The 26022-nt window shown below is 72.3% G+C and carries 22 protein-coding genes and 1 pseudogene; 8 read left to right on the plus strand and 15 right to left on the minus strand.

Translation table 11 applies throughout. The features are described 5' to 3' along the window. The first annotated feature begins 38 nt into the window (after positions 1 to 38). From A3Q37_RS25510 to A3Q37_RS25525, 4 genes are all read left to right on the plus strand, one after another. Positions 39 to 896 carry a xanthine dehydrogenase family protein subunit M gene (locus tag A3Q37_RS25510; RefSeq protein WP_065487953.1) on the plus strand — a complete coding sequence of 286 codons (858 nt, stop codon included), beginning with the start codon at positions 39 to 41 and terminating at the stop codon, positions 894 to 896. Further along, the gene (locus A3Q37_RS25515) at positions 893 to 3649 is read left to right on the plus strand and encodes a molybdopterin-dependent oxidoreductase (RefSeq protein ID WP_065487954.1); all 2757 of its coding nucleotides are present in this window, start codon (positions 893 to 895) and stop codon (positions 3647 to 3649) included. Before A3Q37_RS25510 ends, A3Q37_RS25515 begins: the two co-directional genes overlap by 4 nt. A gap of 185 nt (positions 3650 to 3834) precedes the next feature. Next, complete coding sequence (locus A3Q37_RS25520) at positions 3835 to 4323, plus strand: molybdopterin-dependent oxidoreductase (protein ID WP_065487955.1); 489 nt, start codon at positions 3835 to 3837, stop codon at positions 4321 to 4323. Between the two features lie 284 nt (positions 4324 to 4607). Then, positions 4608 to 5414, plus strand: a complete 807-nt coding sequence (locus A3Q37_RS25525) for an SGNH/GDSL hydrolase family protein (protein WP_065487956.1) — start codon at positions 4608 to 4610, stop codon at positions 5412 to 5414. A gap of 62 nt (positions 5415 to 5476) precedes the next feature. On the opposite strand, the gene A3Q37_RS25530 is transcribed toward A3Q37_RS25525, so the two are convergent. Both A3Q37_RS25530 and A3Q37_RS25535 read right to left on the minus strand, forming a co-directional pair. Beyond that, on the minus strand, positions 5477 to 5908 hold the full coding sequence (locus A3Q37_RS25530) for a nuclear transport factor 2 family protein (protein WP_176711512.1): 432 nt from the start codon (positions 5906 to 5908) through the stop codon (positions 5477 to 5479). A gap of 78 nt (positions 5909 to 5986) precedes the next feature. Then, a complete protein-coding gene (locus tag A3Q37_RS25535) occupies positions 5987 to 6826 on the minus strand; it encodes a bifunctional 2-polyprenyl-6-hydroxyphenol methylase/3-demethylubiquinol 3-O-methyltransferase UbiG (RefSeq protein ID WP_065487958.1) in 840 nt (279 codons plus the stop codon). Between the two features lie 122 nt (positions 6827 to 6948). On the opposite strand from A3Q37_RS25535, the gene A3Q37_RS25540 reads away from it, so the two are divergent. Both A3Q37_RS25540 and A3Q37_RS25545 read left to right on the plus strand, forming a co-directional pair. Then, on the plus strand, positions 6949 to 8775 hold the full coding sequence (locus A3Q37_RS25540) for a prolyl oligopeptidase family serine peptidase (protein ID WP_065487959.1): 1827 nt from the start codon (positions 6949 to 6951) through the stop codon (positions 8773 to 8775). A 62-nt stretch (positions 8776 to 8837) separates the two neighbouring features. After that, the gene (locus tag A3Q37_RS25545) at positions 8838 to 9740 is read left to right on the plus strand and encodes an SURF1 family protein (RefSeq protein ID WP_065487960.1); all 903 of its coding nucleotides are present in this window, start codon (positions 8838 to 8840) and stop codon (positions 9738 to 9740) included. On the opposite strand, the gene A3Q37_RS25550 is transcribed toward A3Q37_RS25545, so the two are convergent. The 7 genes from A3Q37_RS25550 to A3Q37_RS25580 all read right to left on the minus strand — a co-directional run bounded on the left by A3Q37_RS25550 (position 9710) and on the right by A3Q37_RS25580 (position 19111). After that, entirely contained in the window at positions 9710 to 11398 is a 1689-nt protein-coding gene (locus tag A3Q37_RS25550) for a hypothetical protein (protein ID WP_065487961.1), read from the minus strand. The genes A3Q37_RS25545 and A3Q37_RS25550 overlap by 31 nt on opposite strands. Next, the gene (locus A3Q37_RS25555) at positions 11395 to 11970 is read right to left on the minus strand and encodes a SigE family RNA polymerase sigma factor (RefSeq protein ID WP_030721966.1); all 576 of its coding nucleotides are present in this window, start codon (positions 11968 to 11970) and stop codon (positions 11395 to 11397) included. Before A3Q37_RS25555 ends, A3Q37_RS25550 begins: the two co-directional genes overlap by 4 nt. A 359-nt stretch (positions 11971 to 12329) precedes the next feature. Next, on the minus strand, positions 12330 to 13403 hold the full coding sequence (locus A3Q37_RS25560) for an aspartate-semialdehyde dehydrogenase (RefSeq protein ID WP_065487962.1): 1074 nt from the start codon (positions 13401 to 13403) through the stop codon (positions 12330 to 12332). Beyond that, positions 13400 to 14671: an aspartate kinase gene (locus A3Q37_RS25565; RefSeq protein WP_029395027.1), complete on the minus strand. Its 1272-nt coding sequence runs from the start codon at positions 14669 to 14671 to the stop codon at positions 13400 to 13402. The genes A3Q37_RS25560 and A3Q37_RS25565 overlap by 4 nt, the downstream gene beginning before the upstream one ends. A gap of 317 nt (positions 14672 to 14988) precedes the next feature. Continuing rightward, positions 14989 to 17124, minus strand: coding sequence for a LamG domain-containing protein (locus A3Q37_RS25570; RefSeq protein WP_255311943.1), 2136 nt, complete (start codon positions 17122 to 17124; stop codon positions 14989 to 14991). Positions 17125 to 17231: 107 nt separating this feature from the next. Next, the gene (locus A3Q37_RS38380; protein ID WP_065488005.1) at positions 17232 to 17762 is read right to left on the minus strand and encodes an SgcJ/EcaC family oxidoreductase; all 531 of its coding nucleotides are present in this window, start codon (positions 17760 to 17762) and stop codon (positions 17232 to 17234) included. A gap of 341 nt (positions 17763 to 18103) precedes the next feature. Beyond that, complete coding sequence (locus tag A3Q37_RS25580; protein ID WP_255311945.1) at positions 18104 to 19111, minus strand: hypothetical protein; 1008 nt, start codon at positions 19109 to 19111, stop codon at positions 18104 to 18106. 388 nt (positions 19112 to 19499) lie between these two features. Between A3Q37_RS25580 and A3Q37_RS36005 the strand changes: the two are divergent. Then, positions 19500 to 19670: pseudogene (locus A3Q37_RS36005) on the plus strand (capsule biosynthesis protein CapD); the annotation flags it as partial. Between the two features lie 54 nt (positions 19671 to 19724). Here the strand turns inward: A3Q37_RS36005 and A3Q37_RS25585 are convergent. The 3 genes from A3Q37_RS25585 to A3Q37_RS25595 form a co-directional block, all read right to left on the minus strand. Beyond that, positions 19725 to 20384: a DUF5063 domain-containing protein gene (locus A3Q37_RS25585; protein ID WP_065487965.1), complete on the minus strand. Its 660-nt coding sequence runs from the start codon at positions 20382 to 20384 to the stop codon at positions 19725 to 19727. A 113-nt stretch (positions 20385 to 20497) separates the two neighbouring features. Beyond that, the gene (gene recR, locus A3Q37_RS25590; RefSeq protein WP_065487966.1) at positions 20498 to 21097 is read right to left on the minus strand and encodes a recombination mediator RecR; all 600 of its coding nucleotides are present in this window, start codon (positions 21095 to 21097) and stop codon (positions 20498 to 20500) included. A 124-nt stretch (positions 21098 to 21221) separates the two neighbouring features. Then, positions 21222 to 21566 carry a YbaB/EbfC family nucleoid-associated protein gene (locus A3Q37_RS25595; RefSeq protein ID WP_073775674.1) on the minus strand — a complete coding sequence of 115 codons (345 nt, stop codon included), beginning with the start codon at positions 21564 to 21566 and terminating at the stop codon, positions 21222 to 21224. A 318-nt stretch (positions 21567 to 21884) separates the two neighbouring features. Between A3Q37_RS25595 and A3Q37_RS25600 the strand changes: the two genes are divergently transcribed. Continuing rightward, positions 21885 to 22736: an SLATT domain-containing protein gene (locus tag A3Q37_RS25600; RefSeq protein ID WP_065487967.1), complete on the plus strand. Its 852-nt coding sequence runs from the start codon at positions 21885 to 21887 to the stop codon at positions 22734 to 22736. Between the two features lie 154 nt (positions 22737 to 22890). Here A3Q37_RS25600 and A3Q37_RS25605 read toward each other — a convergent pair whose 3' ends face one another. From A3Q37_RS25605 to A3Q37_RS25615, 3 genes are all read right to left on the minus strand, one after another. Then, on the minus strand, positions 22891 to 23541 hold the full coding sequence (locus tag A3Q37_RS25605; RefSeq protein ID WP_065487968.1) for a hypothetical protein: 651 nt from the start codon (positions 23539 to 23541) through the stop codon (positions 22891 to 22893). A gap of 60 nt (positions 23542 to 23601) precedes the next feature. Beyond that, positions 23602 to 24438, minus strand: a complete 837-nt coding sequence (locus A3Q37_RS25610) for a GntR family transcriptional regulator (protein WP_065487969.1) — start codon at positions 24436 to 24438, stop codon at positions 23602 to 23604. A gap of 196 nt (positions 24439 to 24634) precedes the next feature. After that, positions 24635 to 26017: an aspartate aminotransferase family protein gene (locus A3Q37_RS25615; RefSeq protein WP_065487970.1), complete on the minus strand. Its 1383-nt coding sequence runs from the start codon at positions 26015 to 26017 to the stop codon at positions 24635 to 24637. Positions 26018 to 26022 lie beyond the last annotated feature (5 nt).

Raw genomic sequence — 26022 nt, forward strand, 5'->3', positions numbered from 1 at the left:
GTCGTGCGGGGCCCGTTCGCGCGGCTTCACTGGCGGGCATGGACCTCAACACGGTGCTCGACGTACGGGACGCCCGCAGCCCCGTTCCCTGGCGGCCGGGCGACGCCTGGCTCGGCGGGGGCACCTATCTGTTCTCCGAGCCCCAGCCGCATCTGCGCCGGCTCGTGGATCTCGGCCGGATGGGCTGGGAGCCGGTGCGGGAGCTGCCGGACGGGTCGCTGGAGATCGCGGCGACCTGCACGATCGCGCAGCTCTCGCGGTTCGGGAGGAGCTGGGGCGCGACCGCGGCTCCCCTGGTCGAGCAGTGCTGCCGCGCCTTCCTCGCCTCGTTCAAGATCTGGAACATGGCCACCGTGGGCGGGAACCTCTGCAACGCCCTGCCCGCGGGGCCGATGATCTCGCTCACCGCCGCCCTGGACGGGGTGTGCCTGCTGCGCGCCCAGGACGGTTCGCTGCGCCGGGTGAAGGCCGCGGACTTCGTCGTCGGGGCGGGGCGCAAGGACCTCGGCGAGGGTGAGCTGCTGCGGTCGGTGACCCTGCCCGCCCGCGCCCTCGCCTCCCGTACCGCCTTCCGGCAGGCGTCCCTGTACGGGCTCGGGCGCTCGGGGGCCCTCGTCATCGGGGCCCTGGACCCGGTGGACGGGTCGCTCACCGTGACGGTGAGCGCGGCGACGGTCCGGCCGTTCCGCTTCTGGTTCCCGCTGCCGCCGGACCGGGACACGCTACGCACGGTGATCGACGCGGCGGTCCGGGCGGAGGACTGGTTCGACGACATCCACGGACTGCCCGCGTGGCGGCGGCACATGGCCCTCCGCTTCGCCGAGGAGATCCGCCGGGAACTGACAGCCGGCACCACCGACACCGCCGACGCACCGGCCCCGGGAGGGCTTCGATGACGTACTCGATCCGGGTCAACGACCAGCCCTTCGACGACGAGCCGCGCCCCGGCCAGTGTCTGCGCACCTATCTGCGCGACCGCGGCTGGTTCGGCGTCAAGAAGGGCTGCGACGCCGGGGACTGCGGCGCCTGCACCGTCCACGTCGACGGCGAACCCGTCCACAGCTGCATCTACCCCGCCGTACGGGCCGAGGGGCGCGCCGTCACCACCGTGGAGGGGCTGGCCGACGCGGACGGCGAACTCCATCCCGTACAGCGCCGGTTCCTTGACGCGCAGGGGTTCCAGTGCGGGTTCTGCACCGCCGGGTACCTGATGACGACGGCCGCGCTCGACGAGGAGCAGCTCGACGATCTGCCGCGGGCCTTCAAGGGGAACATCTGCCGCTGCACCGGCTACCGGGCCATCGAGGACGCGGTGCGCGGCGTACGGCACACCGAGGATCCCGGGGCCGGGCAGGCCGTCGGGCGGAATCCGGGGGCGCCCGCCGGGCCGCTGGTGGTCACCGGCACCGCGCGCTACACCTTCGACGTCGACGTTCCCGGCCTCCTCCACATGAAACTGCTGCGCTCCCCGCATCCGCACGCCCGCATCGTCTCCATCGACACCTCGGCCGCCCTGCGCGTCCCCGGCGTGCACCTGGTCCTCACCCATCACGACGCCCCCGAGCGCCTCTACTCCACCGCCCGCCACGAGCACCCCACCGAGGACCCCGACGACACCCGGCTCCTGGACGACACCGTCCGCTACATCGGCCAGCGCGTCGCCGCCGTCGTCGCGGACAGCGAGGGAGCGGCCGAGGAGGGCTGCCGCCGTATCGAGGTGGTGTACGAGCAACTCCCGTACGTCGTCGACCCGGAGGCGGCCATGGCGCCCGGCGCTCCCGTCATCCACGACAAGGGCCCCGAGTCGCGCATCGCCCGGCCGGAGAGCAACGTCGTGGGGGAAGTCCACGGGGAGATCGGGTCGGTGGAGGAGGGGTTCGCCGAGGCGGACGTCGTGTACGAGGAGACCTTCCGCACCCAGCGCGTCCAGCACGCCAGCCTGGAGACGCACGGCGCGGTCGCCTGGTACGAGGCGGGCGAGGACGGTCAGGAGCGGCTGACCGTGCGCTCCAGCACCCAGACCCCCTTCCTCACCCGGCGGGCGCTGTGCGCGCTGTTCGACCTGGAGCTGAAGCAGGTACGGGTGCTGGCGGGCCGGGTCGGCGGCGGCTTCGGCGGAAAGCAGGAGATGCTCGTCGAGGACATCGTGGCGCTCGCCGTGATGCGGCTGCGGCGGCCGGTGAAGCTGGAGTACACGCGCCCCGAGCAGTTCTACGGGGCGACCACCCGCCACCCGTTCACCATCCGGGTACGGGCGGGGGCCCGGGCGGACGGCACGCTGACCGCGCTCCAGCTGCGCGTGGTGGCGAACACCGGGGCGTACGGCAATCACGGTCCGGCGGTGATGTTCCACAGCGTCGGCGAGTCGATGGCCGTCTACCGCGCCCCGCACAAGAAGGTCGACGCCTTCTCCGTGTACACCAACTCCGTTCCCGCCGGGGCCTTCCGGGGCTACGGGCTCGGGCAGGTCGTCTTCGCCGTCGAGTCCGTGATGGACGAGCTGGCCCGCCGCACGGGCGTCGATCCCCTGGTCTTCCGTGAGCGCAACATCATCGGGCCCGGCGAGCCGATGCTCAGCCCCGGCGGCGAGGAGGAGGACCTGGAGATCGCCAGCTACGGGCTCGACCAGTGCCTCCAGGTCGTACGGGACGCGATCCGGCGGTACGGGGACGGGTCGGCCGACGACGTGCCGGAGGGGTGGCTCGTCGGTCAGGGCACCGGGATGTCGATGATCGCCACCGGGCCGCCCGGCGGTCATTTCGCCGACGCGACCGTGAAGCTCCTCCCGGACGGGACGTACGACATCGCCGTCGGGACCGCCGAGTTCGGCAACGGCACCACGACCGTCCACCAGCAGATCACCGCCGGGGCGCTGTCCACGACGGTGGACCGGATCGTGATCCGGCAGTCGGACACCGATGTCGTCCGGCATGACACGGGCGCGTTCGGCTCGGCCGGGACGGTGGTGGCGGGAAAGGCCGTGATGCGGGCCGCCGACGCGCTCGCCGTGCAGATCCTGGAGTTCGCGGCGGGGCAGCTGGGGGCGGCTCCGGGCGACTGCCGGCTGACGGTGGACGCGGTGGAGTGCGCCGGGCGCGCGATCAGCCTGAAAGAGCTGTTCCAGGCCGCCCGCGCGGCCGGGCGGGAGTTGTCGGCCGACGGGCACTGGGGCGGTTCGCCGCGCTCGGTGGCGTTCAACGCCCAGTGGTTCCGGCTCGCCGTGGATCCGGGTACCGGCGAGATCCGCATCCTGCGCAGCGTGCACGCCGCCGACGCGGGCAAGGTGATGAACCCGATGCAGTGCCGGGGGCAGGTGGAGGGCGGGGTGGCGCAGGCGCTCGGCGCGACGCTCTTCGAGAACGTCCGGCTCGACGAGCGCGGCGAGGTGACGACGGCCGCGTTCCGCCGCTACCGGCTGCCGCAGTACGCCGATGTGCCGCGCACCGAGGTGCACTTCATGGAGACCTCGGACGCGATCGGGCCGCTGGGCGCGAAGTCGATGAGCGAGAGCCCGTTCAACCCGGTCGCCCCGGCCTTCGCCAACGCGCTGCGCGATGCGACGGGCATCCGCTTCACCGATCTGCCGCTGACCCGCGACCGGGTGTGGCTGGCCATCGACGAGGCGTCGGGGAAGCCACAGGTGCTATGAGAACGGCGGGTCCGTGTTGTCGGTTGCGATGGAAGAAGGGTATTTTCGCTGGCTTTTGAGGGGGCACGGGATTTCCGGGCGGCGCTTGCGGGCATCACGTAGGGCGTGGATCGCGACGTAGGGCGTGGATCGCGGCGGGCCGGATCGCCGACGGAGACTCCCGACAGACCTTAGGGGGGCAGCCCATGCCGGTGGACCGACTCGGAACGCGGGGCGTGGCGGTACGGTCGCTCGCCCTGGTCGGCGCGTTGCACCGGCCCGTGACGCTCACGGTCACCGATCTGCGCGGGGGCTGGGAGCAGCACCGCGCGGAGGTGACGTTCGACTGCGCGAAGGAAGGCCCGCAACACCACACGTTCGAGGGGCCGTTGCTGCGGGAGGTCGTCGCGGACGCGGGCCCGGCCTTCGACGTCCGCCGGCGCAAGGACCGCTCGCGCTTCCTGCTGGCCGTCACGGGCGGGGACGGGCACCACGCGGTGCTGTCCTGGGCGGAGATCGACGCGGACTTCGGCGATGCGCCCGTGCTGCTCGCCACCCGCATGGACGACCGGCCGCTGGAGCCGGAGGGCAGCCAGCTGGTGATGCCCCGGGACCGCTGCGGGGCCCGCTACGTCAGCGCCATCACCCGGGTCTGGGTCGGGGCCGCCCAACTCCCCCCGTACACCGAAGGCTGAATCTCAGCGCCCCTCTGCGCGCCCGGCGTTGAGCCGCCCGGATGAACCCGTCGGATTCGCGGGATCCCCGGGGCTCTCGGAGCCCTCCGGGCCGCACACAGAATTCCCCCGAACTTGCCTTCTCCGTCACGGAGTTGAGGTTTATCTACGCGCGGAGCACGACCCACCGAACGATCATTCGGGCATATCAGACGACTTCTCGCACGGGCATTACCGGCGGGTACCGGGAGCTGCTAGAAACTGCCCATCCCCACATCCCCCCACGCTTCGAAGGGCTGGCAGCCATGTCAGTACGAAGAATTTGGGCATCTCTCTCCACTCTCGCGCTCGCCGCCGTGGCGGTCATCGGTGTCGCCGGGCCGGCTTCCGCCGCCGACTCGGCCGCCGCGGGCGGCTATGCCGCGCTCGGCGACTCCTACTCCTCGGGCGTCGGCGCCGGAAGCTACCTCTCCGACAGCGGCGACTGCCGGCGCAGCACCGCCGCCTACCCCTATCTGTGGCAGGCGGCCAACTCCCCCGCCTCGTTCGACTTCGTCGCCTGCTCGGGGGCGACGACCTCGTCCGTGGCGAGCAGCCAGCTCGGCGTGCTCAACGCGTCCACCTCGCTGGTCAGCGTCACCGCCGGAGGCAATGACGTCGGGTTCGCCGACGTCATGCAGGACTGCGTGCTCGGCAGCGAGGCCACCTGTCTCAGCAGCGTGGACGCGGCCGTCGCGCAGATGAACAACACCCTGCCCGGCAGGCTCGATTCGCTCTACGGCAGCATCCGGGCCCGCGCCCCGCAGGCCCAGGTCGTGGTGCTCGGCTACCCCCGCTTCTACCAGCTGTCCGGCAGCTGCATCGCCGGTCTCAGCGAGGCCGAACGGGCCGCGATCAACAACGCGTCGGACGTGCTGAACGACGTCATCGCCAAGCGGTCCGCCGACGCCGGGTTCACCTTCTCCAGCGTGGTGGACGAGTTCACCGGACACGAGCTGTGCTCGGGCGACGCCTGGCTGCACAGCGTCACCGTGCCGGTCTACAACTCCTACCACCCCAAGGCCGCGGGGCAGTCGGGCGGCTATCTGCCCGCCTTCCGCTCGGCGGTGTAGGACGGCAGAACAAGCTGAACGAGGCAGCGGCGGTTCACCGGACGACCGGTGGGCCGCCGTTCTCAGTAGCGCTCGACCAGATGCTCCCGGCCGGCCGGAGGCTCGTACGACTCGGGCCAGAAGTCCGTCACCCCGGTGATCAGCCCGCTCTCGTCGAACGTGAAGAAGTGGATCGCGTCCAACTCCTGCGGTGGCTCGCCCTCCTGCTCCCCCGTCACCGTGAACCCGGTCCGGGCCGCGGCCTGCCGCCCCTCCGCGTCGGCGACGATCCGCTCGACCCGGACGTGCCAGTCGCCCGGATACTCCTCGTTGAACCGGAGATAGCGCTCCTTGCCGCGGATCCGCTCGCGCGTCTGCGGCAGTTCGTACACCACGTCCTCGGCGAGGGTCGCCCCGAACGCGCTCCAGTCGCGCGCCTCGGCCGCCGACCAGTACGTCTCCACCGCCCCGCGCAGGGCAGCCGTCGTCGCCGTTCCCGAAGCACTTCCTGTCATGTCGGTCATGGAAACGAGTGTGACCCCCACCACTGACAATCGCCGGGAGAAGCCCCGCGGGGCGACTCCGGCCTGCGGTTATCTCTGACCCCCCACCGGGCGGGTCGCCTTGATCGAGTACATGAGCGGGATCCTCGGCCGCCCCGCCGGGAAGCGGTAGTGGCCGTCCGCGTGGCGCTCCAGCGTGTCGAAGCGCGGGACGAGCGAGACGTCGTGCTCGTGGAGGAACTCGATCCGCAGCCCCGCCGAGGCGAGCGCCGTCACCACCCGGCCCACCGGGTGCTGCCACTCGACGCTGCGGTTGTGCACGGTCGGCGCGTCGAGGTCGGCGTACGTGCCCGGTGTCTCGTCCACCCAGGCGTCGCGGCTGAAGTAGTCGTCGGTGACCACCGAACCGCTCGCGTCCATCGAGTCGGTCAGCGGATGGAACTCCGCCAGGTAGAGGAACCCGCCGGGCGCGACCAGCGACGCGGCGGTCTCGGCCCAGCGGTCGATGTCGGGCAGCCAGCCCAGCGCGCCGATGCCCGTGTAGACGATGTCGTACGCGGAATCGGGAACGGCGACCTGGGCGTCGTACACATCGGCCACGACGAACGCCGCCCGGTCCGGCCCGAGCCCCAGCGACCCGGCCAGCCCCCGGGCGGTCTCGACGGCGGGCTCGGAGAAGTCGAGGCCCACGACCTGCGCGGCGCCGTGCCGCGCCCAGGACAGGGTGTCCAGGCCGAAATGGCACTGGAGGTGCAGCAGGGTCTTCCCCGTGACGTCCCCGACCTCGGCCAGCTCGAAGGCGCGCAGCGCGTCCTTGCCGGCCAGGAACGCGTCCAGCTCGTAGTAGTCGCTCGCCACATGGATCGGCACGCGTTCGTCCCAGCGCGCGCGGTTGGCCGCGTGCCAGTCGTCCGGGGTCGGGGAGTACATGCCCGGGAAGCTACCGACGTGCCCGGCGGAACGCGACCGGTTATCCACAGAGTGCGGGAGACCGGCAGGGTCGGCGGAGAGGTTATCCACAGGGTCCCCGGCGAAGCGGCCGATCGGGTTGGATGGAGTGCATGAGCCAATCACAGAACGCCTCGACCGCGCCCGAGTGGGAGCAGCGGTTCCGCGCGCCCCGGGTGTCCCTTCCGGACTGGGCCGAGGACGCTCCCGACCGCTCGCTGTTCGTCTCCAACGCCACCGGGACCTACGAGCTGTACGCGTGGGACCGGGCGAGCGGGCGGCAGCGGCAGGTGACCGACCGGCCCAACGGGACCACCGACGGGGTGCTGACGCCCGACGGGGAGGCCATCTGGTGGTTCAGCGACACCGACGGTGACGAGTTCGGGGTGTGGATGCGCCAGCCGTTCGGCGGCGGGGAGGACGAGCCGGCCGCGCCGGGGCTCGCGGCCTCCTATCCGGCGGGTCTGGCCATCGGGCGGGACGGTTCGGCGGTGATCGGCCGGTCGACCGACGAGGACGGCACGACGGTCCATCTGGTGCGGGCGCCGGGCGCGGAGCCCGTGGAGATCTACCGGCACCGGGAGTCCGCGGGCGTCGGGGACCTCTCGCACGACGGGACGCTGATCGCGCTGGAGCACACCGAGCACGGCGACGCGATGCACTCCGCGCTGCGCGTGGTCCGCCCCGACGGGTCGACCGTGGCCGAGCTGGACGACACCGAGGGCGGCACGAAGGAGCTGGGGCTCAGCGTGCTGGGCTTCGCTCCGGTCGCCGGGGACACCCGGCTCCTCGTCGGGCATCAGCGCCGGGGCCGCTGGGAGCCGATGATCTGGGACCCGGTCGCGGGCACGGAGACCCCGCTGCCGATCGATCTGCCGGGCGATGTGGGGGCCGAGTGGTATCCGGACGGCTCCGCGCTGCTCGTCGAGCACGAGTTCGAGGCCCGCAGCGAGCTGTGGCGGTACGAACCGGGGGCCGCGGCGCCCGTGCGCGTGGAGACCCCCGCCGGTACGGTCTCCGGCGCCACGGCCCGGCCGGACGGGACCGTGGAGTACCTGTGGTCCTCGGCCGCGCAGCCGCCCGTGGTGCGGTCGACCAGCGGTGCCGTGGTCCTGGATCCGCCCGGTGCCAAGGCCCCGGCGTCGGTGCCCGTCGAGGACGCGTGGGTGGAGGGGCCCGGCGGCCGGATCCACGCCCTCGTGCAGAAGCCCGCCACCGGTGAGGGCCCGTTCCCCACCGTCTTCGAGATCCACGGCGGGCCGACCTGGCACGACAGCGACGCCTTCGCCTCCGGTCCGGCCGCCTGGGTGGACCACGGTTTCGCGGTCGTACGGGTCAACTACCGCGGCTCCACGGGTTACGGCCGTGCCTGGACGGACGCGCTGAAGCACCGGGTCGGCCTGATCGAGCTGGAGGACATCGCCGCCGTACGGGAGTGGTCCGTCGCCTCCGGGCTCGCGGACCCGGAGCGCCTGGTCCTGGCCGGCGGGTCCTGGGGCGGCTATCTGACCCTGCTCGGCCTCGGCACCCAGCCCGACGCCTGGGCGCTGGGCCTGGCCGCCGTCCCCGTCGCGGACTACGTCACCGCGTACCACGACGAGATGGAGGCCCTGAAGGCGATGGACCGCACGCTGCTGGGCGGCACGCCGGAGGAGGTTCCCGAGCGGTTTACGGCCTCGTCCCCGCTGACGTACGTCGACGCGGTGCGCGCCCCCGTCTACATCTCGGCGGGCGTCAACGATCCGCGCTGCCCCATCCGTCAGGTGGAGAACTACGTGGACCGGCTGGCGGCGCGCGGCGCGGTCCACGAGGTCTACCGCTACGACGCCGGGCACGGCTCGCTCGTGGTGGAGGAGCGGATCAAGCAGGTGCGGCTGGAGCTGGAGTTCGCCCTGAAGCACCTGGGGGGTGGTGCCGTCCAGGGGGCGTAAGGGCCAGATAAATCACGGACCCCGCTCCGGGGCGCCGGGGCGGGGAACCGTACCTTTGAGGGGTGTACCGGTTCCTGCTGACCCCACGGTGGTGGGGGATCAACCTCTTCGTCGTGCTGGCCATCCCGTTCTGCGTGTTCATGGGCACCTGGCAGCTCGGCCGCTTCGAGGACCGTGTGCAGTCGCACGCCCAGGCGGAGAAGGCGCCCGATCCGGGCACCCGGGCCGCGAAACCCCTGGACGAGCTGCTGCCCGTCGACAAGGTGACGTCCGGCCGCCCGGCCACCGCCACCGGGACGTACGCCGACCAGTTCCTGGTGCCCGGCCGTGAGCTGGACGACCGGCGGGGCTTCTACGTCCTGAACCTGCTGCGGACGGACACCGGCAAGGCCCTGCCGGTGGTACGGGGCTGGCTCCCCGGGTCCGCGGACGACGCCCGGGTCCCCGCCGCGCCCACGGGCGAGGTCACGGTGACCGGCGACCTCCAGGCCTCCGAGAACACCCACAGCAACGGCGTCGACGTCCGGGGCGGGCTCCCCTCGGGCCAGGTCGGCATGATCAGCGCGGCGACCCTGGTGAACCTCGTCCCCTACGACGTGTACGACGCCTGGGTGACGCTTCCGAAGGCCGAGGCAGGCGGTACGGGCGGCGCGATGAAGCCCGTACCGGCGGCGGCCCCGGAGGGCAGCGGCCTCGATCTGAAGGCCTTCCAGAACCTCGGCTACACGGGCGAGTGGTTCGTCTTCGCCGCGTTCGTGCTGTTCATGTGGTTCCGGCTGGTGCGGCGCGAGGCCGAGGCCGCGCGGGACATCGCCCTCGGGCTCGTACCGGAGGAACCCGGCCCGGATGCGAAGGACGCCCCGGAGACCCCCGAGACCCCGGCGTCCCCGGAGGGCACCCCACAGGGCGCCCCCGAGGATCCGTCCTCGCCGGACTACGACGTGGCGAGCACGCCCGTCCGGTAGATCGTGCCCGAGCAGGCGTTGGGGATCTCCGTCTGCGCGGTGGGCGCTCCCGACTCCGGGGTGTGCGTCACGGCGACGCTGCCCTCGGCCGTGGTCCCGCCGTCCTCGTACAGCCACTGCGCTTCGACACCGGACTGGTTCTCGGCGCCCTCGCCGACCGAGCCGCCCGCGCCGTCGTCCGACGGGGTCGGCGTCGGTGAGGGGCCCACGGCCGGACAGGTGTCGGTCGGCACCCAGGCGAACCGCACCTCGTACGCCATGGCCGGCTTCAGCAGCACCGTGCCCGGCTCCTGGGACGGGTCGGGCAGACCGGGGGCCGCGTCGCCCGCCGCGTGCTGGACCACGACGATCTTCTGCGAGTCGGCGGCGCCGAGGGCGGTGAAGCCGACGGTGCCGTTGCTGCTGACCGTGCAGTCGGTGCCGGACACGTTGGCGATCCTGAAGCTGCCGTAGACCGTGCCGTCGGCTCCCGGCGCGTCGGTGCTCGCGGACGCGACGCCGAGCTGGCCGGGGTCGCAGACGGGCAGGGACGCCAGGTCCACGCTCGGGGAGTCGGGCTTCTCGCCCGCCACCGCCGCGTCGGGGTCGCGCCCCGCGCCCCGGGAGGGGGTGGGGTCCGGGGCGGCCTCGCCCTTGCCGCCCTCGCTCTCGCGCTCGGTGGGCGCCACGCTCCGCCGGCCCGGCTCCTCGGGGCCGGGCTCCTCCCCGTTGCCGCCCTGGGCCTGCTCGCCGTGTCCGGCGATGGCGGGGCGGGCGGCGGAGGAGCCGTCCGAGGTCGCCACGTGCACGAAGGCGGGGACGGCGGTGCCGATCAGCAGGGCGGCCGCGGCCGCCCCGACGACGGCCTGCCGCCGCCGGGCCCGGCGGGCGGGAACGGCGCGGTGGAGGTGGTCGAGGGTCCCCTCGGAGGGGGTGATGTCGCGGACCGCACCGTGCAGCATGCGGCGCAGGGCCACCTCGTCCAGCTCGCCGCCGGACCGGTCGGGGGCGCGTCTGCCTTCGGCGAAGAGGTCGGTGAGTGTGGCGAGGAAGTCGTCGTCGGAGGCCGCGGGGGCATCGGCGTCACCGGGGGCGGAGGCGGCGGCGCCTGCCTCTGCATGCGTGTCGTCGTCGCCGGACTTCGTACGTACGTCGTCGGCGGCCTCCGGGCGGGCGTCCGCGCCGGTCTCCGTACCCGCGTCACCAGCTTCGTCGGCAGCCTCCGCACGGGCGTCCGCGGCGCTCTCCGTACGCGCATCCGCGCCGGTCTCCGTACGCGCCTCCGCGCCGGCCCCCGTGCCCGCCTCGTCACCCGCTTCGTCGGCGGTCTCCGCGCGGGCGTCCGCAGCGCTCTCCGTACGCGCATCCGCGCCGGCCTCCGTACCGCCCGCCCGGGACTCCGCGTCCCCGCCCGCCCGGGACTCCGCGTCGCCGCCCGGCAGGGCCTCCGCGTCGCCGCCCGGCAAGACCTCCCCGCCCGCCGACAGCTCCCGTTCCGGAGGCTCGGGCTCGCCCGGGGCCGTGCTCTCGCCCTGTGGGCGGTCCGGATCGGTGTGCGGAGTCTTCTCCGGCCCGTGGTTCACAATTCCGTTTCCCGTCGGGTCGTTCTCGTACCTGTGCTCAGGGATCTCGGGGCCCTGGGCGGAACGTTGCTCGGGGCGCTGCTCGGACCCGCTCATGCCTGGGCCTCCATCACCACACGCAGCGCCGCGATGCCCCGCGAACCGTACGCCTTCACCGACCCCAGCGAGACCCCCAGCGTCTCGGCGACCTGGGCCTCCGTCATGTCCGCGAAGTACCGCAGGACCAGCACCTCGCGCTGGCGTCGCTGGAGCCCCTTCATGGCCTTGATCAGCGCGTCCCGCTCCAGCTGGTCGTACGCGCCCTCCTCCGCGCTCGCCATGTCCGGCATCGGCTTGGAGAGCAGCTTCAGCCCGAGGATGCGGCGGCGCAGTGCGGAGCGCGAGAGGTTGACGACGGTCTGCCGGAGGTACGCCAGGGTCTTCTCGGGCTCCCGGACCCGGTTGCGCGCGGAGTGCACCCGGATGAACGCCTCCTGCACCACGTCCTCGCAGGACGCGGTGTCGTCCAGCAGCAGGGCCGCGAGGCCGAGCAGGGAGCGGTAGTGGGCGCGGTAGGTCTCGGTGAGATGGTCGACCGTGGTTCCTGCTGCCACCGTCTCTTCAGCACCCCCGCGCTGCGCGGGCAGCGAGGCCGGGCGCGCAGCGGGCATGGGCGCGATCACCGGCATGCCGCCGGGCGCGCGGGGCCGCCGGAGCGGGCGCACCGCAGCGCCTCGCAACGGGCCCACCACTGTGATGTCGAGAACCTCTGCCACGCCTGTTGGACACGCTGCCCCCCGTCAGGGTTGTACGCGGACCGCGCCACGTTCGACGCTGTGCGACATGCCCTCATACGTACCCGCTCTTCCCCAAATGCCCCGTTTAGACGTCCGGCCACGCATAAAGTGACGGCATAGACGCAACCCGGCCGAGGTGCGGTTGCAGAGGGCCGGGAGATCATCGTCGGACACGACAACGTCCCAGCTCAAGAGGTTCAGACCAGCGAATTCCTCATAGGGTGTTCACAGATCCTACAAAACAAGTTCGATCATCGACCGGGGAATTCGGCGGCGACCGATTCGGCGATCTGCGCCACGTTCAAAGCCGCACCTTTTCGGAGATTGTCCCCGCAAAGGAACATTTCCAGGGCGCGCGGGTCGTCCATCGACCGCCGGACGCGCCCCACCCAGGTGGGGTCGGTGCCGACCACGTCGGACGGGGTGGGGAAGTCCCCGGAGGCCGGGGAGTCGAACAGGACCACGCCCGGGGCGGTCGCCAGGATCTCGTGCGCCTTGCCGACCGCGACCTCGTTCTCGAAGCGGGCGTGGACGGACATCGAGTGGGCGGCGACGACGGGGACGTACACGCAGGTCGCGGTGGTCTTCAGGCCCGGCAGGCCCAGCACCTTGCGGCACTCCTCGCGCAGCGCGATCTCCTCGGAGGACCAGCCGTCCCCGGCGTCCGTACCGGCCCAGGGCACGACGTTCAGGGCGACGGGCGCGGCGAACGGGCTGTCCGCCGTGGCGGCCTCGTCGCCCAGGGCCCGGCGTACGTCCCCGGGCTGGGTGCCCAGCTCCGTACCGGCGACCACGGCCAGCTGTTCGCGCAGGGCGGCGACGCCCTCCCGGCCCGCACCGCTGACGGCCTGGTAGGAGGAGACGATCAGCTCGCGCAGCCCGAACTCGGCGTGCAGCGCGCCGACCGCGACGATCAGCGACAGCGTGGTGCAGTTCGGGGACGCGACGATGCCGCGCGGCCTGAGCCGTGCGGCATGGGGGTTGATCTCGGGGACGACGAGCGGCACGTCGTCGTCGAGCCGGAAGGCCGCCGAGTCGTCGATGACGACGACGCCCTTGGCGGCGGCGATCGGCGCCCAGTGGGCGGAGACCTCGTCCGGTACGAGGAAGAGGGCGACGTCCACGCCGTCGAAGACGTCCTCGGTGAGCGCCAGCACCTCGCTCTCCTCCCCGCGCACGACCAGCTTCCGGCCGGCCGAGCGCGGCGAGGCGACGAGTCTGACCTCGCCCCAGACGTCCGCGTGCTGCGAGAGGATCCGGAGCATGACACCGCCGATCGCCCCGGTCGCACCGACGACCGCGAGCGAAGGGCGGTGTTCCGTCATCGGCCGGTGCCTCCGTAGACCACGGCCTCGTCGGAGTCGCTGTCGAGCCCGAAGGCCGTGTGCACGGCGCGCACGGCCTCGTTGACGTCGTCGGCACGGGTGACCACCGAGATGCGGATCTCGGATGTCGAGATCAGCTCGATGTTGACGCCCGCGTCGGACAGCGCCTCGAAGAAGCCGGCGGTGACGCCCGGGTTGGTCTTCATACCCGCGCCGACCAGGGAGATCTTGGCGATCTGGTCGTCGTAGCGCAGCGAGTCGAAGCCGATGGAGCCCTTGGCACGCTCCAGGGCGTCGATGGCCTTGCGGCCCTCAGCCTTGGGCAGGGTGAAGGAGATGTCCGTCAGGCCGGTCGACGCGGCGGAGACGTTCTGCACCACCATGTCGATGTTGACCTCGGCGTTCGCGATGGCGCGGAAGATCGCGGCCGCCTCGCCCGGCTTGTCCGGCACGCCGACGACGGTGACCTTGGCCTCCGAGACGTCGTGGGCGACTCCGGAGATGATCGCGTGCTCCACCTTCTGGTCCCCTTGCGGCTCGTTGCTGACCCAGGTGCCGCGCAGTCCGGAGAAGGACGAGCGGACGTGGATCGGGATGTTGTAACGGCGTGCGTACTCGACGCAGCGGTGCAGCAGCACCTTGGAGCCGGACGCGGCCAGCTCCAGCATGTCCTCGAAGGAGATCCAGTCGATCTTCTTCGCCTTCTTCACGACCCGGGGGTCCGCGGTGAAGACGCCGTCGACGTCGGTGTAGATCTCACAGACCTCGGCGTCCAGCGCGGCGGCCAGCGCGACGGCGGTCGTGTCCGACCCGCCGCGGCCGAGGGTGGTGATGTTCTTGCCCTCCTGGCTCACGCCCTGGAACCCGGCGACGATGGCGATGTTGCCCTCGTCGATCGAGGTCCGGATGCGGCCCGGGGTGACGTCGATGATGCGCGCTTTGTTGTGGACCGAGTCGGTGATGACACCGGCCTGGCTGCCCGTGAACGACTGGGCCTCGTGGCCCAGGTTTTTGATCGCCATCGCCAGCAGGGCCATGGAGATCCGCTCACCCGCGGTCAGCAGCATGTCGAACTCCCGACCGGTAGGCATCGGAGACACCTGCTCGGCGAGATCTATCAACTCGTCCGTCGTGTCGCCCATCGCGGACACCACGACAACCACCTGGTTGCCGTTCCTCTTGGCGTCGACGACTCGCTTGGCGACCCGCTTGATGCCCTCGGCATCGGCTACGGAGGAGCCTCCGTACTTCTGCACGACAAGGCCCACGTGCGCTCCTCGCTCAGTCATTACTGCGGTCGGCTCAGTTTAACGAGCAGTCCGGAATCGACCCGTCCATTACCAGATGGTGAGATGTCCCGCTCACCACCCGGTACGGCGTGTCGCTCCGAACTGCTCGTACGGGGCTGTTGCCCAGCCGGACCGCGCACACTCCCGTTTGTGTCCCAGCCCACACGATCGGGCAGGGAAGTCCCAGCCCACACGATCCGCGGGGAAAGCGCGAGCCGGGACACGTCCGGTTACGGCAGCTGCCGGATCCCGTTACGGCAGCTGCCGGATCCGGTTACAGCGGCTGCCTGATCTCGTTACGGCAGCTGCCGGATCTGCGTCTCGGACAGCACACCCGCGTAGGCGTACACGCTGTCCACCACGCCCTTCAGGTGCTCGCCCCAGCCGTCGGCGGTGCGGCCCCGGCCGAGCTGGAACCCGCCGGTGCTCTTCCAGGCGGCGTCGAAGGCCGCGGTGCCGCCGTCGGACTCCTTCGACCCGTCGACGTAGAAGGACACCTGGTTCGCCGAGGCGTCGTATGTGACGGTGACCCGGTGGCCCACGCCGAGGTCTCCGTCCGGCCACTCGAACCGGCGGAGCACGGTCTCCGGCGCCCCCGGCTCGTCGGCGTGCGCCAGCACCAGGTCCCAGCTGGAGTTCTCCGGGTCGAAGCGGACCTTGAAGGCGTCGCCGTGCTCGCCGCCCTGCGAGATCGCCGTCATCGGCGCCGCCGGCTCGTCGTCGGTGAGCCGGACGCGGGCGCTGACGGTGAAGCTCCCCGAGGTGTCGACCACCGGGGCGTCCGTGGCCGCGTGGCCCGAGACCCCGTCGAGCCGCAGGTGCCCGTCACCCTCCAGCGGCCAGTCCTGGCCGCACACCGGGTCCATCGGGTCGCAGGGCTCGTCGAGGCGGAAGACCGAGGCCCCGGCGCCCAGCTTCAGCGGTGCCCCGCCGCCCGACTCCGGGGCGAGGCCGTCCGGCGCGGTGTCGAGCGCCCAGTGGCCGACGCGCTGCGCGGTACGGGTGGCGAGGGCCGTCAGCTCGTCCGGCACGACGATCCGGTCGTACGCCCGTACGTCACCGATCTCGCCCTGCCAGCGGTCGCGGTAGCCCTGCGCCCCGCGCGCCCGGCCGATCTGGAAGTCACCCTCGCCCGCCACGGGGACGGCGGCCGTCTCCTCGCCGACGGCGCGGCCGTTGACGTACAGCCGGGCCGTTCCGGTCTCGGCGTCGTACTGGCCGAGTACGTACGCCCAGTCGCCGGTCTCGGGCAGCCCGCCCGTGACCCGCGCCCCGCCGACGGCGAACGACCAGACGGGGGCGGAGCCGGCCTGCGTCAGCCCCAGAGTGAAGGCGCGCCCCGTACCCGCGTCCTGCGAGAGGACCGTACGGGTGCCGTCCACGCGCGCCGGCCGCACCCAGCCGCCGACGGCGAAGTCCTTCGCGGTGTCGGCGACGACCGGGGCGCCCGGGGTCAGGAAGCCGTGGCCCGTGCCGTCGAGCGCGGCGGTGGAGGTGAGCGGGGTGCCGGAGGGCGCGGGCGCGCCGAACGTGACCCCCGCACCGGCCCGGGCGGCGGTGCCGTTCTCGGCGGCGGCCGAACCGGAACCCGCCGCGTCGGCGAGCTTCCACCGGGCCACCGGGGCAGGCCCCTCGCCGATCCGGAACGTGTAGTCGGTGCGCGGGCCGCGGTTGCCGGCCCGGTCCTGCGCCTGGACGGAGAGGGTCTGGACGCCGGACTTCTTCGGTACGAAGGTGATCTCGGCCGAACCGTCGGGCCGGACGTCGGCCGTCCGCGGCGGCTCACCCATGAAGGTGTAGGCGAAGGCGACGACGTCCTCGGCCCGCGCGGTGAACCGGAAGGTGCCGCGGACCCCGGCGCCGGGCGTCCAGGTGTTGTCGTCCGGATAGTCGGAGGAGGTGACGACCGGGGCGTCGGGCAGCGTGCGGTCGTACACGAACTCGCAGGGCGCGCCCGCCCCTTCGCCGCTCCAGGCGGAGGCGCCCGCGTCGTTGACGGCCCGCACCCGCCAGGAGATGACGGTCTCGTCGGGGACGGAGTCCGGCAACTGCCAGCTGAACGGAGCGGTGTCGTGCTTGGTCGCGGTGGTGAGGGTCACGCGCTCCTCGGCGCCGCCCTCGCCCTGCCACCAGGCCTCGAACTCGCCCCGGACCTGGCTCGATTCGCCGGGCTGCCCGCCGCCGGGCCCGTACAGCCGCGCGGTCACCTGCGGAACGGTCCCCACGTACGGCCGCTCCGCGCCGGCGACGCACGCCGCGCTGCCCGTCTCCAGATCGGCGGTCAGCGGCTGCTTCGGCAGCCCGTCACCGGCCGCCGCCAGTACGGTGCCCGGCGTCGCGAGCACCGTCCCGGCGGCGATGGCCACCGCGACGGCGGCCCGTCTCGCGCGCCTCGCCTGTCTCGCTCGTCCCTGTCCTGTACGTCCTGTCATGCGTGTTCCCCTCCCCTGTCCGGCCCTTGAAGATCGAAGATCAAGAGCTGAGGGAGACTAACAACCGCACGCGCCGACCGCCCCCGGATATCCGGGACTCAGCCCACTCAGCCCGCCGTCAGCGTCTCCACGTCGAGGACCTGGGTGTTCTGCGCGGCCGCGATACGCCAGACCCCGTCGTCCTTGGCGAGCACGTAGGTCGGCGTGCCCGGGACCGCCTCGGGGTGGGCGGCCATGAGCTCGGCGGGATCCTCCTGGCCGTGGAAGATCTCGTCCAGATACGCACCGTCTGCGCGCCTCGCCGGGCGCTGACGAATCTTCACGGCGGCGATGTCGGGGCGGATGAAGAGGATCAGATCGGCGGTGTACGTGGCGATCACCGGGGAGTCCGCCTGCGGGGGCAGCACCTTGCGGGTGAAGGCACTGATCTCCGGCAGCCCGGTCAGCCGCTTGCCGTGGGCCGTGGTCCAGATGGCGTCCGCACGGAAGCCGCCGAGGAACGCATCGGGATCCGCGTTCAGCTGGGCCTCCTGCACGCCCGCGACGAACGCGACGATGGCGTCGACGTCCTCCTGCGGGGCCGGGACGCCGATGACGGTGGGGGCGGGGGGCGGTACGGCGGGGGTCGTGGCGCTCATGGGGAATCTCCTTGCGGGGCGGCGACCGTCGGATCGGCCGTTCACCCCGGAGCCTGTTCCCTCAACCGCGGTCGAGGTCAAGGAGTCACCGCCCGGGCGGGCGCGGCCCTTGCGGTACGCCTCGATGGCGAGGCCGCACGTGGGATAGAGCCACAGGTCCGCCCGGCGCTCCAGGCATCGCCTCATCAGCCACATCACGATCTGGCCGTGCGTGCCGTCAGCCGGGGGCTTCTCCCGTACCTTCCCGCCGATGAACTCCAGGCGCACCGGTTCCGGAGCCCGACGGGACAGCTTCTCGAACTCCTCGACGGACATCTCCGGCGCACCCGGCGCGCCTTCGCTCATCGACGCGACCTCGGGGCCGGAAGGACCGGGCGGACCGCGGCCGAGCGGAGTTCGGCCATGCGGGCGGCGACGTCGACCTCGGCGCGCGGGCGGGCCAGGAAGGTGTCCGGTACGTCGCCGGTCAGGCCCGCCGCCTCGTCGCGGGCGATCGCCTCCTTGCAGTCGAGGCAGACGCCGTGGTCCAGCGTGGTCGTCGTCTCGTCCTCGTCGCAGAACAGGCACATGATCACGGCGCCCACGATCTGCTCGCTCGGGTGGCCCTTCTCCGGCAGAGGGGCGGGCTTCGGCGGCATCTTGGTCTCCAGTCGCTTACGAAGGAAATGCCCGGCGGAGTGCACGGGCGTCGGCAGGCCCGACGTCAGGACCTGGGTGAGCTGTTCGCGGCCGACGCCACGCGCCAGCCACTCCCCGACCAGGTGTTCCAGCTCCACACAGTCGCCTTCGGAGAGCTGGAGCCGGGGCTCGCGGCGGCCGAGCGCGGCGAGGACGCCGTACGCCTCCGAGCGCGGGGCACGCTCACCGGGCTCGGGCTGCGACTGCGGTTGCGGCTGCGGCTCCTCGGTCGCTTCCACGGCGACGGGAGCCGGCGGCTGGCCCGGCGCGTCCAGGCCCCGGACGAACCGCACATGGGCGGCCCACCAGGCGGCGTCGCGGGCGGTGCGGGAGAAGTACGTGCGGGTCACCCAGCGCATCTGGCCGTCGGCCACGGTGACATGAACCTTGATGCGGCGCAGGTGCCCGGCCCGGGTCAGCCGGTCCAGCGCGCTGCGGCACGCCTGCTGCCCGTAGTCCGGCAGCTCCTCGGCGAGGACCTTGTAGCCGATCGCCGCGCCTTCGGGGAGCCGGTCGATGTACGCGGCGATGGCCGCCTCACGCGGTTCCAGACCGGCGAAGTCGGCGGCGCGGGGCGGGGCCTGGTCGGGGGCGTCGCGCTTTCCGTACCCGACTTTCGCCATGGGGTGGGCGGGAGCGCGCAGGACGGCACTAAGGTTGGCAGCAGCCATGGGGATCGTTCTTTCTAAGGTGTGCGATCTCTGACGGTCAGACCCCGGTCGGTGTTGTGAGCACCACCGGGGTTGTCCGTTTTACGGATAGTGGGTTGCTGATCGTGAACCTAGAGCGTGCGTACGCTGCGGCGCAACCCGATCACGTAACGTCACTCGCGATCGAATTCGGGCAGGCTGCAAGGCAGTTAGGGAGGGTGGGTGGGTTGAACCCAACCACCCATACCTACAGAAAGGGCTCGGGGCCCGGGGCTCGCGGCTCGGAGCTTGAGCCTCGGGCGGACCTGCGGAATCGGCAGGGAACTGCTGCGGCAGTTGTACGCGGACGGGCTCGGGCCCGAGGTCCGGGCACTGACCCGCGACGCGACACGGGCCGGGGCGGCGGTGCCCGATGGCCGCGATGATGAGGGCCGAAGTCGCGGACAGCGTCCTCGACCTGATGGGCGGCGACGTCAACGACGCCCTGCTGACCGTGCACGACACCGTGGCCCGGGTCACCGGCTCCCCCGCCCGCACCTACCGCCGCTGGGCCGAGGAGAACGCCGACGCGTTCCGGTGAACCGGGGCGCGCAGGTGCGGGCGGCGGAGGACGGCGGGCGAAAGGGGGCGGCGGCTACTTCACCGGCCGCAGCCCCAGCGGGCCCGCGATCTCCTGGAGCATCACGCGGCCCGCCTCCTCGGCGAGATTCTCCTCGCCCGGGTCCTGGTCGGTGTCCAGGCCGTCCAACTCCTCCAGGGGCTGGCCGAGGCGGATGTGGGCGACCAGGGACTGGAGGGCGCGGAGGGTGGCGGAGGCGGTGGAGCCCCAGTTGGAGAAGTACGAGAACTGCCACCACCACAGCGCCTCGGCGGTGCGGTCCGCCTCGTAGTGCGCGAGGCCGTGGCCGAGGTCGGTCACCAGGTCGGCCAGGTCGTCGGAGATGCGGTGCGGGACCGGGGCCTTGCGGGGCTCGTACGGGTCGAAGACCTCGGAGTAGACGTCGATCGGTTCCAGCAGCGCCGCGAACCGCTCGCGCAGGCCGTCCGCGTCCGGCTCCGCGCCGAGGTCCGGCTCGTACCGCTCGTCGGGCAGGACGTCCTCGTACGCACCGAGGCGGCCGCCCGCCAGCAGGAGCTGCGAGACCTGGAGGAGCAGGACCGGGACGGCCTCCTCCGGTTCCTCGACCTTGGACACCTCGGCGACCGCGACGATGAACGTCTTGATCTGGTCCGCGATCTGGACGGCGAAGTCGCCCGGGTCCTGCGTGACGGAGTTCAGCGTGGCGTCAGACATCGTGGGGACCTCCCGTGGGCGCGGTCACAGACGGTGGAGCGGACGGCTGTACGTGCAGGAGCCCGGGCCTGGTCCTAGCCCCGGCCCTGGGGCGTACGGCAGCGGTACCGGTGTCAGACATCCAGCAGCCGCCTCCCCTCGAAGGCGCGGCCCAGGGTGACCTCGTCGGCGTACTCCAGGTCGCCGCCGACCGGCAGACCGCTGGCCAGCCGGGTCACCTTCAGGCCCATCGGCTTGACCATCCGCGCCAGGTACGTCGCGGTGGCCTCGCCCTCCAGATTGGGGTCGGTCGCGAGGATCAGCTCCGTGATCGAGCCGTCCGCGAGCCGCGCCAGCAGCTCGCGGATCCGCAGGTCGTCCGGGCCGACACCCTCGATGGGGCTGATCGCCCCGCCCAGCACGTGGTAGCGGCCCCGGAACTCGCGCGTCCGCTCGATCGCCACGACGTCCTTGGGCTCCTCGACCACGCAGATGACGCTCGGATCGCGGCGCGCGTCCCGGCAGATCCCGCACCGCTCCTGCTGCGCGACATTGCCGCACACCTCGCAGAACCGGACCTTGTCCTTGACCTCCAGGAGGGCGTGGGCGAGCCGGCGTACGTCGGTGGGCTCGGCCTGGAGTACGTGGAAGGCGATCCGCTGCGCGCTCTTGGGACCGACGCCGGGCAGCCTGCCCAGTTCGTCGATGAGGTCCTGAACAACGCCTTCGTACAACGGAACGCCTTTCTTCGCTTCCTGCTCCGTACCGTAGTGGGTACGGGTCGGTACCAGTAGGCCCCGGGGGCCCGCGGCACCTGTGGGCCGGCCTGCGGAACCTATGGGCCCGCGGCCGGCCGGGTCAGAACGGCAGACCCGGGATGCCGCCCCCGCCGCCCAGGCCCTGCGCCAGCGGGCCGAGCTTCTCCTGCTGGAGCGCCTGCGCGTTCTCGTTGGCCGCCTGGACGGCCGCGACGACGAGATCGGCCAGCGTCTCGGTGTCCTCCGGGTCCACCGCCTTCGGGTCGATCACCAGGGCGCGCAGCTCGCCGGAACCGGTCACCGTGGCCTTCACGAGGCCGCCGCCCGCCTGTCCCTCGACCTCGGTCCTGGCCAGTTCCTCCTGGGCCGCGGCGAGATCCTGCTGCATCTTCTGGGCCTGCTGGAGCAACTGCTGCATGTTGGGCTGGCCACCACCGGGAATCACGGTCACTCCTGGCATTTCGACGACAAATGTTTCGGTAAGCCGAGCCTACGTGCTCCCCGGTCACCGCGCTCCACCCACCGGGGACCAACTCTTTCGAGTGAGATCCGGGAACCGGCGTGAGGGCTCCTATACCTGACCAGGGGCCCTGCCCAGGCGGGAATCCCGCGATTTCGACCCCACGGCCCACCATTCGGCGGTAGGAAGGGCATGCACATCGGCACACGAGCGTGCATGCGCGGTGACGCAGAGTTATCTCTTTACGCGTCCGTCCCGTGCGTCCCGCCCGTCCCGTCCGTCAGAGCGCAGAGGAGTGCCCCGGTGAGTCAGCCGGAGATGCAGCCCGAGGGGCCGCCCCGCAAGGAGTCCGATGCGGGATCCGGTGAGATCGGAGCTGAGCATTCCGCTACGGGGGTCCCTGCGGAGGGGCGGGCCGACGGGCGGGCCGGTGGCCGCACCGGCGGCCGTGCCGGGTGGCGGGCCGGCGGGCGCGATCTGACCGGGCGCCCGTTCCCCCTCGGCGACTGGGGCGAGCCGGCCGAGCGGCTCGACGAGCTCTACCGCTGGGTCGAGACCGGCGCCCTGGACACCGCGGACTGGTATCTGAACGACCGGATCTGGAAGCGCCGGGCCGCCCGGGCCCTGCGGATGGGCACGGCCGCCGGGGTGGTCGCCGGGGCCGCCCTGCCGCTGCTCGATCTGACCGGTGCGCTGAGCGGGTCGGCGGGCTGGGGCTATCTGTCGCTGCTGTTGGGGGCCGCGTGCATGGCCTGCGACCGGTACTTCGGCCTCACCTCCGGGTGGATAAGGAACCTGGCCACGGCCCAGGCCGTGCAGCGGCGGCTCCAGGTGCTCCAGTTCGACTGGGCGTCGGAGTGCGTACGGGAGGTGCTCGGGCCGACCGAGGGCACGGCCAGCGAGGCGACCGAGCGGTGCCTGGGGGTGCTGCGGAGGTTCTCCGAGGACGTCACGGAGCTGGTGCGGTCGGAGACGGCGGACTGGATGGTGGAGTTCCGGGCGGGGCCCGCGCCGATGGGGATGCAGGCGTTGGCGGCGGGGAGCGCGGGCGGGCGGGGGGAGCCGGGGGCGGTGCCGGGGCGGTTCTCGATGCCGTCGGTTGCGGCGCGGCCGAACATGCCGCGGCAGCGGCCGCCGGAGTCGCCGCCGCGGTGAGCTGTTCCCGGGGGCGCTGCGCCGGGTGACGCCTTCGGGGGCGCTGCCCCCGGACCCCCGGTCCTCAATCGCCGGACGGGCTGGATTTTGGCGCCCCGGTCCGTGAGGCGCGGGGACGGGCTGAGGTGCGGCGCCCCGGGCCGGAAGGGTTCGGTCAGCTGAAGATGATCATTGAGCCCTGGGCCAGGCTGCGTGTCGCTGCCGCGTGCAGGCCCAGCCAGACGTGGCGTTCCCGGGCGAAGGGGCTGTCGTCGTACGGGATCGGGTGGGCCGGTTCCTCCAGGGCCGTGGGGCCCGAGGGGGGTTGCGGGGCGGCCGGAGGGTTGGCCGGGTCGATGCCGATGGACGGGGCGACGAACTCCAGCTCGCGCAGCAGCCCGTGCGCGGAGCCGAGCGGTCCGCCGCCCGCCAGGAGGTCGTCGTCGGAGAGCGGGGCCGGGAAGTCCACCGGGACGTACGCCCCGGCATGGTCGTAGTGCCAGACCAGGTGCGACTGCTGCGCGCCCTGCTCGAACATCTCCAGCAGCTGCTCGTAGTCGCCGTCGAGCCCGGCGACCGGGGTGACCGCCAGCCCGCTCAGCTGGAGCAGATAGGCGCGGCGCAGAAAGTGCAGGGCGTCGTAGTCGAAACCGGCCACGGGGGCGACGTCCCCGGTGAGGCCCGGCATGTAGGCGTAGACGGGGACGGGCGGCAGCCCGGCGTCGTTCAGCGCCTTGTCGTAGACGGCGATCTCTTCGGCGAAGGGATTGTCGGCGCTGTGGCACAGCACGTCGACGAGGGGGACCAGCCACAGGTCACAGGCCACGAAGTCTCGCTCCCAGGAGGTTTCCGGCGATCGTCGGGACAGCGTAATGCGGGGCGAACCTCACGCACAGTGCCCCGGGGACTCCGGAGACTGCGGAGGCGTCACGGACCCCGGTCCCGACCCCGATCCCGACCCCGGCCCCGGCCCCGGCCCCGCCGGCCCACCGGTGTTCCCTTCCCCGTTCCCCTCCGCTTTCCCTTCCCCGGCCCCCTCCCCCCTCCCTTCCGCCTCCCGCGCCTCCAGGCGGTCCGCCCAGGCGAGTGCGTGCGCGTAGTAGGAGCGCATCTCGGCGTGGACCTGATCGTGGTCGCCGCGGGCGATGGCCTCGACCAGCTCCTCGTGGCCGAACCACAGCACGTTCTCGTCCATGCCGTCGCGGCGCAGCCGGTGCACGGCGAACACCCAGGCCTGGACGCGGAGCCGGGTGAGGAAATCGGCGATGTACGGGTTGAGGACGAACTGCCCCAGCTCCCGCCAGAACCGCAGGTCGTACCCGATCAGGACGTCGAGGTCACCGCCCTTCGCCGCGCGGACCGCCTCCGCGGCTCGGCGGCGGATCGAGGCCAGCCCCTCGGGCCGGACGGCGACGCGTTCGGCGGGGTTACGGAAAAGGCCCTCGACGACGAGAGCCCGGGCCTCGGCCATCGCGCGGTAGTCGGCGACGGTGAACTCCCGTACCTGGAAGCCCCGGTGCTGGTCGGAGGCGAGGAGCCCCTGCGCGGAGAGGTCGAAGAGCGCCTCCCGGACGGGCGTCGCGGAGACCCCGTACTGCTCGGCGATCTGCTTGACGGTGAACTCGCGGCCCGGCGGCAGACGTCCCGCCAGCACCTCGTCACGCAGTGCGTCGGCGATCTGCTGGCGCAGGGTATTGCGTGTCACGCCTGCGCTCGGCCCCATGCCGACCCCTTCCGTCCGCTCTCCGGTTCGGGTCACCTTAAGCCAGGGCCGCCGCCGTGCCCGATTCCGGGCACGGCGGGGAGACGTACGGGGTCGATCGCGTACGGAATCGGATCGTCCGGTTACTCCGCGTACGGGACGGAAGCGGACACGGGCTGCTCTACGCGCCCCCGACCGGAAGCCGAAACGGGCTGCCCTACGCGCCCTGCACCGTGTACGTGTCGGCCACGGAGAGCGCCACGTCCAGGGCCGCGAGCCCTTCCTTGGCCTCGGCCTCGGAGACGTTGCAGGCGGGGACGGCGTGGGTCCGGTTCATGTTGATGAACGGCCACAACCCCTGCTTCTTCGCCGCGGCCCCGAAGGCCGCCATCGGGGCGTTGGCCTCGCCCGAGGCGTTGTACGGGACGAGCGGCTCGCGGGTCTCGCGGTTACGGACCAGGTCCAGCGCCCAGAACGCGCCGAGGCCGCGCACCTCGCCCACCGAGGGGTGGCGTTCGGCGAGTTCGCGCAGCCCGGGGCCGAGGACGGTCTCGCCGATCCGGGCGGCGTGCTCGACGACCTTCTCGTCCTCCATCACGCCGATGGTGGCGACGGCGGCGGCGCAGGCCAGCGGGTGCCCGGAGTAGGTGAGTCCGCCGGGGTAGGGGCGGGTCTCGAAGGTCGCGGCGATCTCGGCGCTGATGGCGACGCCGCCGAGCGGTACGTAACCGGAGTTGACGCCCTTGGCGAAGGTCAGCAGGTCCGGCACGACGTCGAAGTGATCGGCGGCGAACCAGGCGCCGGTACGCCCGAATCCGGCCATGACCTCGTCGAGCACGAAGACGATCCCGTACCGGTCGCAGATCTCGCGGACGCCGGCGAGGTAGCCCGGGGGCGGGGTCATGATGCCCGCCGTGCCCGGGACGGTCTCCAGGATGATCGCGGCGATGCCGGCCGGCCCCTCGAAGGCGATCGTGTCTTCCAGGTGCTGGAGCGCGCGGGCACACTCCTCGGCCTCGGTCTGCGCGTAGAACGGCGAGCGGTAGAGGAACGGCGCCCAGAAACGTACGACACCGGCCGAACCGTTGTCGGAGGGCCAGCGGCGCGGGTCCCCGGTGAGGTTGATCGCGGTGGAGGTGGCGCCGTGGTACGAGCGGTAGGCGGAGAGCACCTTCGGACGGCCGGTGTGCAGCCGGGCCATGCGGATGGCGTTCTCGACGGCCTCGGCGCCGCCGTTGGTGAAGAAGATCTTGTCCAGGTCACCGGGGGTGCGCTCGGCGATGAGGCGTGCGGCCTCGGAGCGCGACTCGACGGCGAACGCGGGCGCGAAGGTGGCGAGCTTGCCCGCCTGCTCCTGGATCGCGGCGATCACGGTGGGGTGCTGGTAACCGATATTGGTGTAGACGAGCCCGCTGGTGAAGTCGAGGTAGCGGTTGCCGTCGTAGTCCCAGAAGTAGGACCCCTCGGCGCCGGCGACGGCGAGCGGGTCGATGAGGCCCTGGGCGGACCAGGAGTGGAACACGTGCGCGCGGTCCGCGGCCTTCACGGCCGCACCGGCCGCGGGGTCGGCGTACGGGGCATGAGGGGCATGAGGGGTCATGCGGC

Origin of the sequence: Streptomyces sp. PTY087I2 (assembly GCF_001687325.1) — a bacterium.
In the GTDB taxonomy this organism is placed as follows: Bacteria; Actinomycetota; Actinomycetes; order Streptomycetales; family Streptomycetaceae; genus Streptomyces.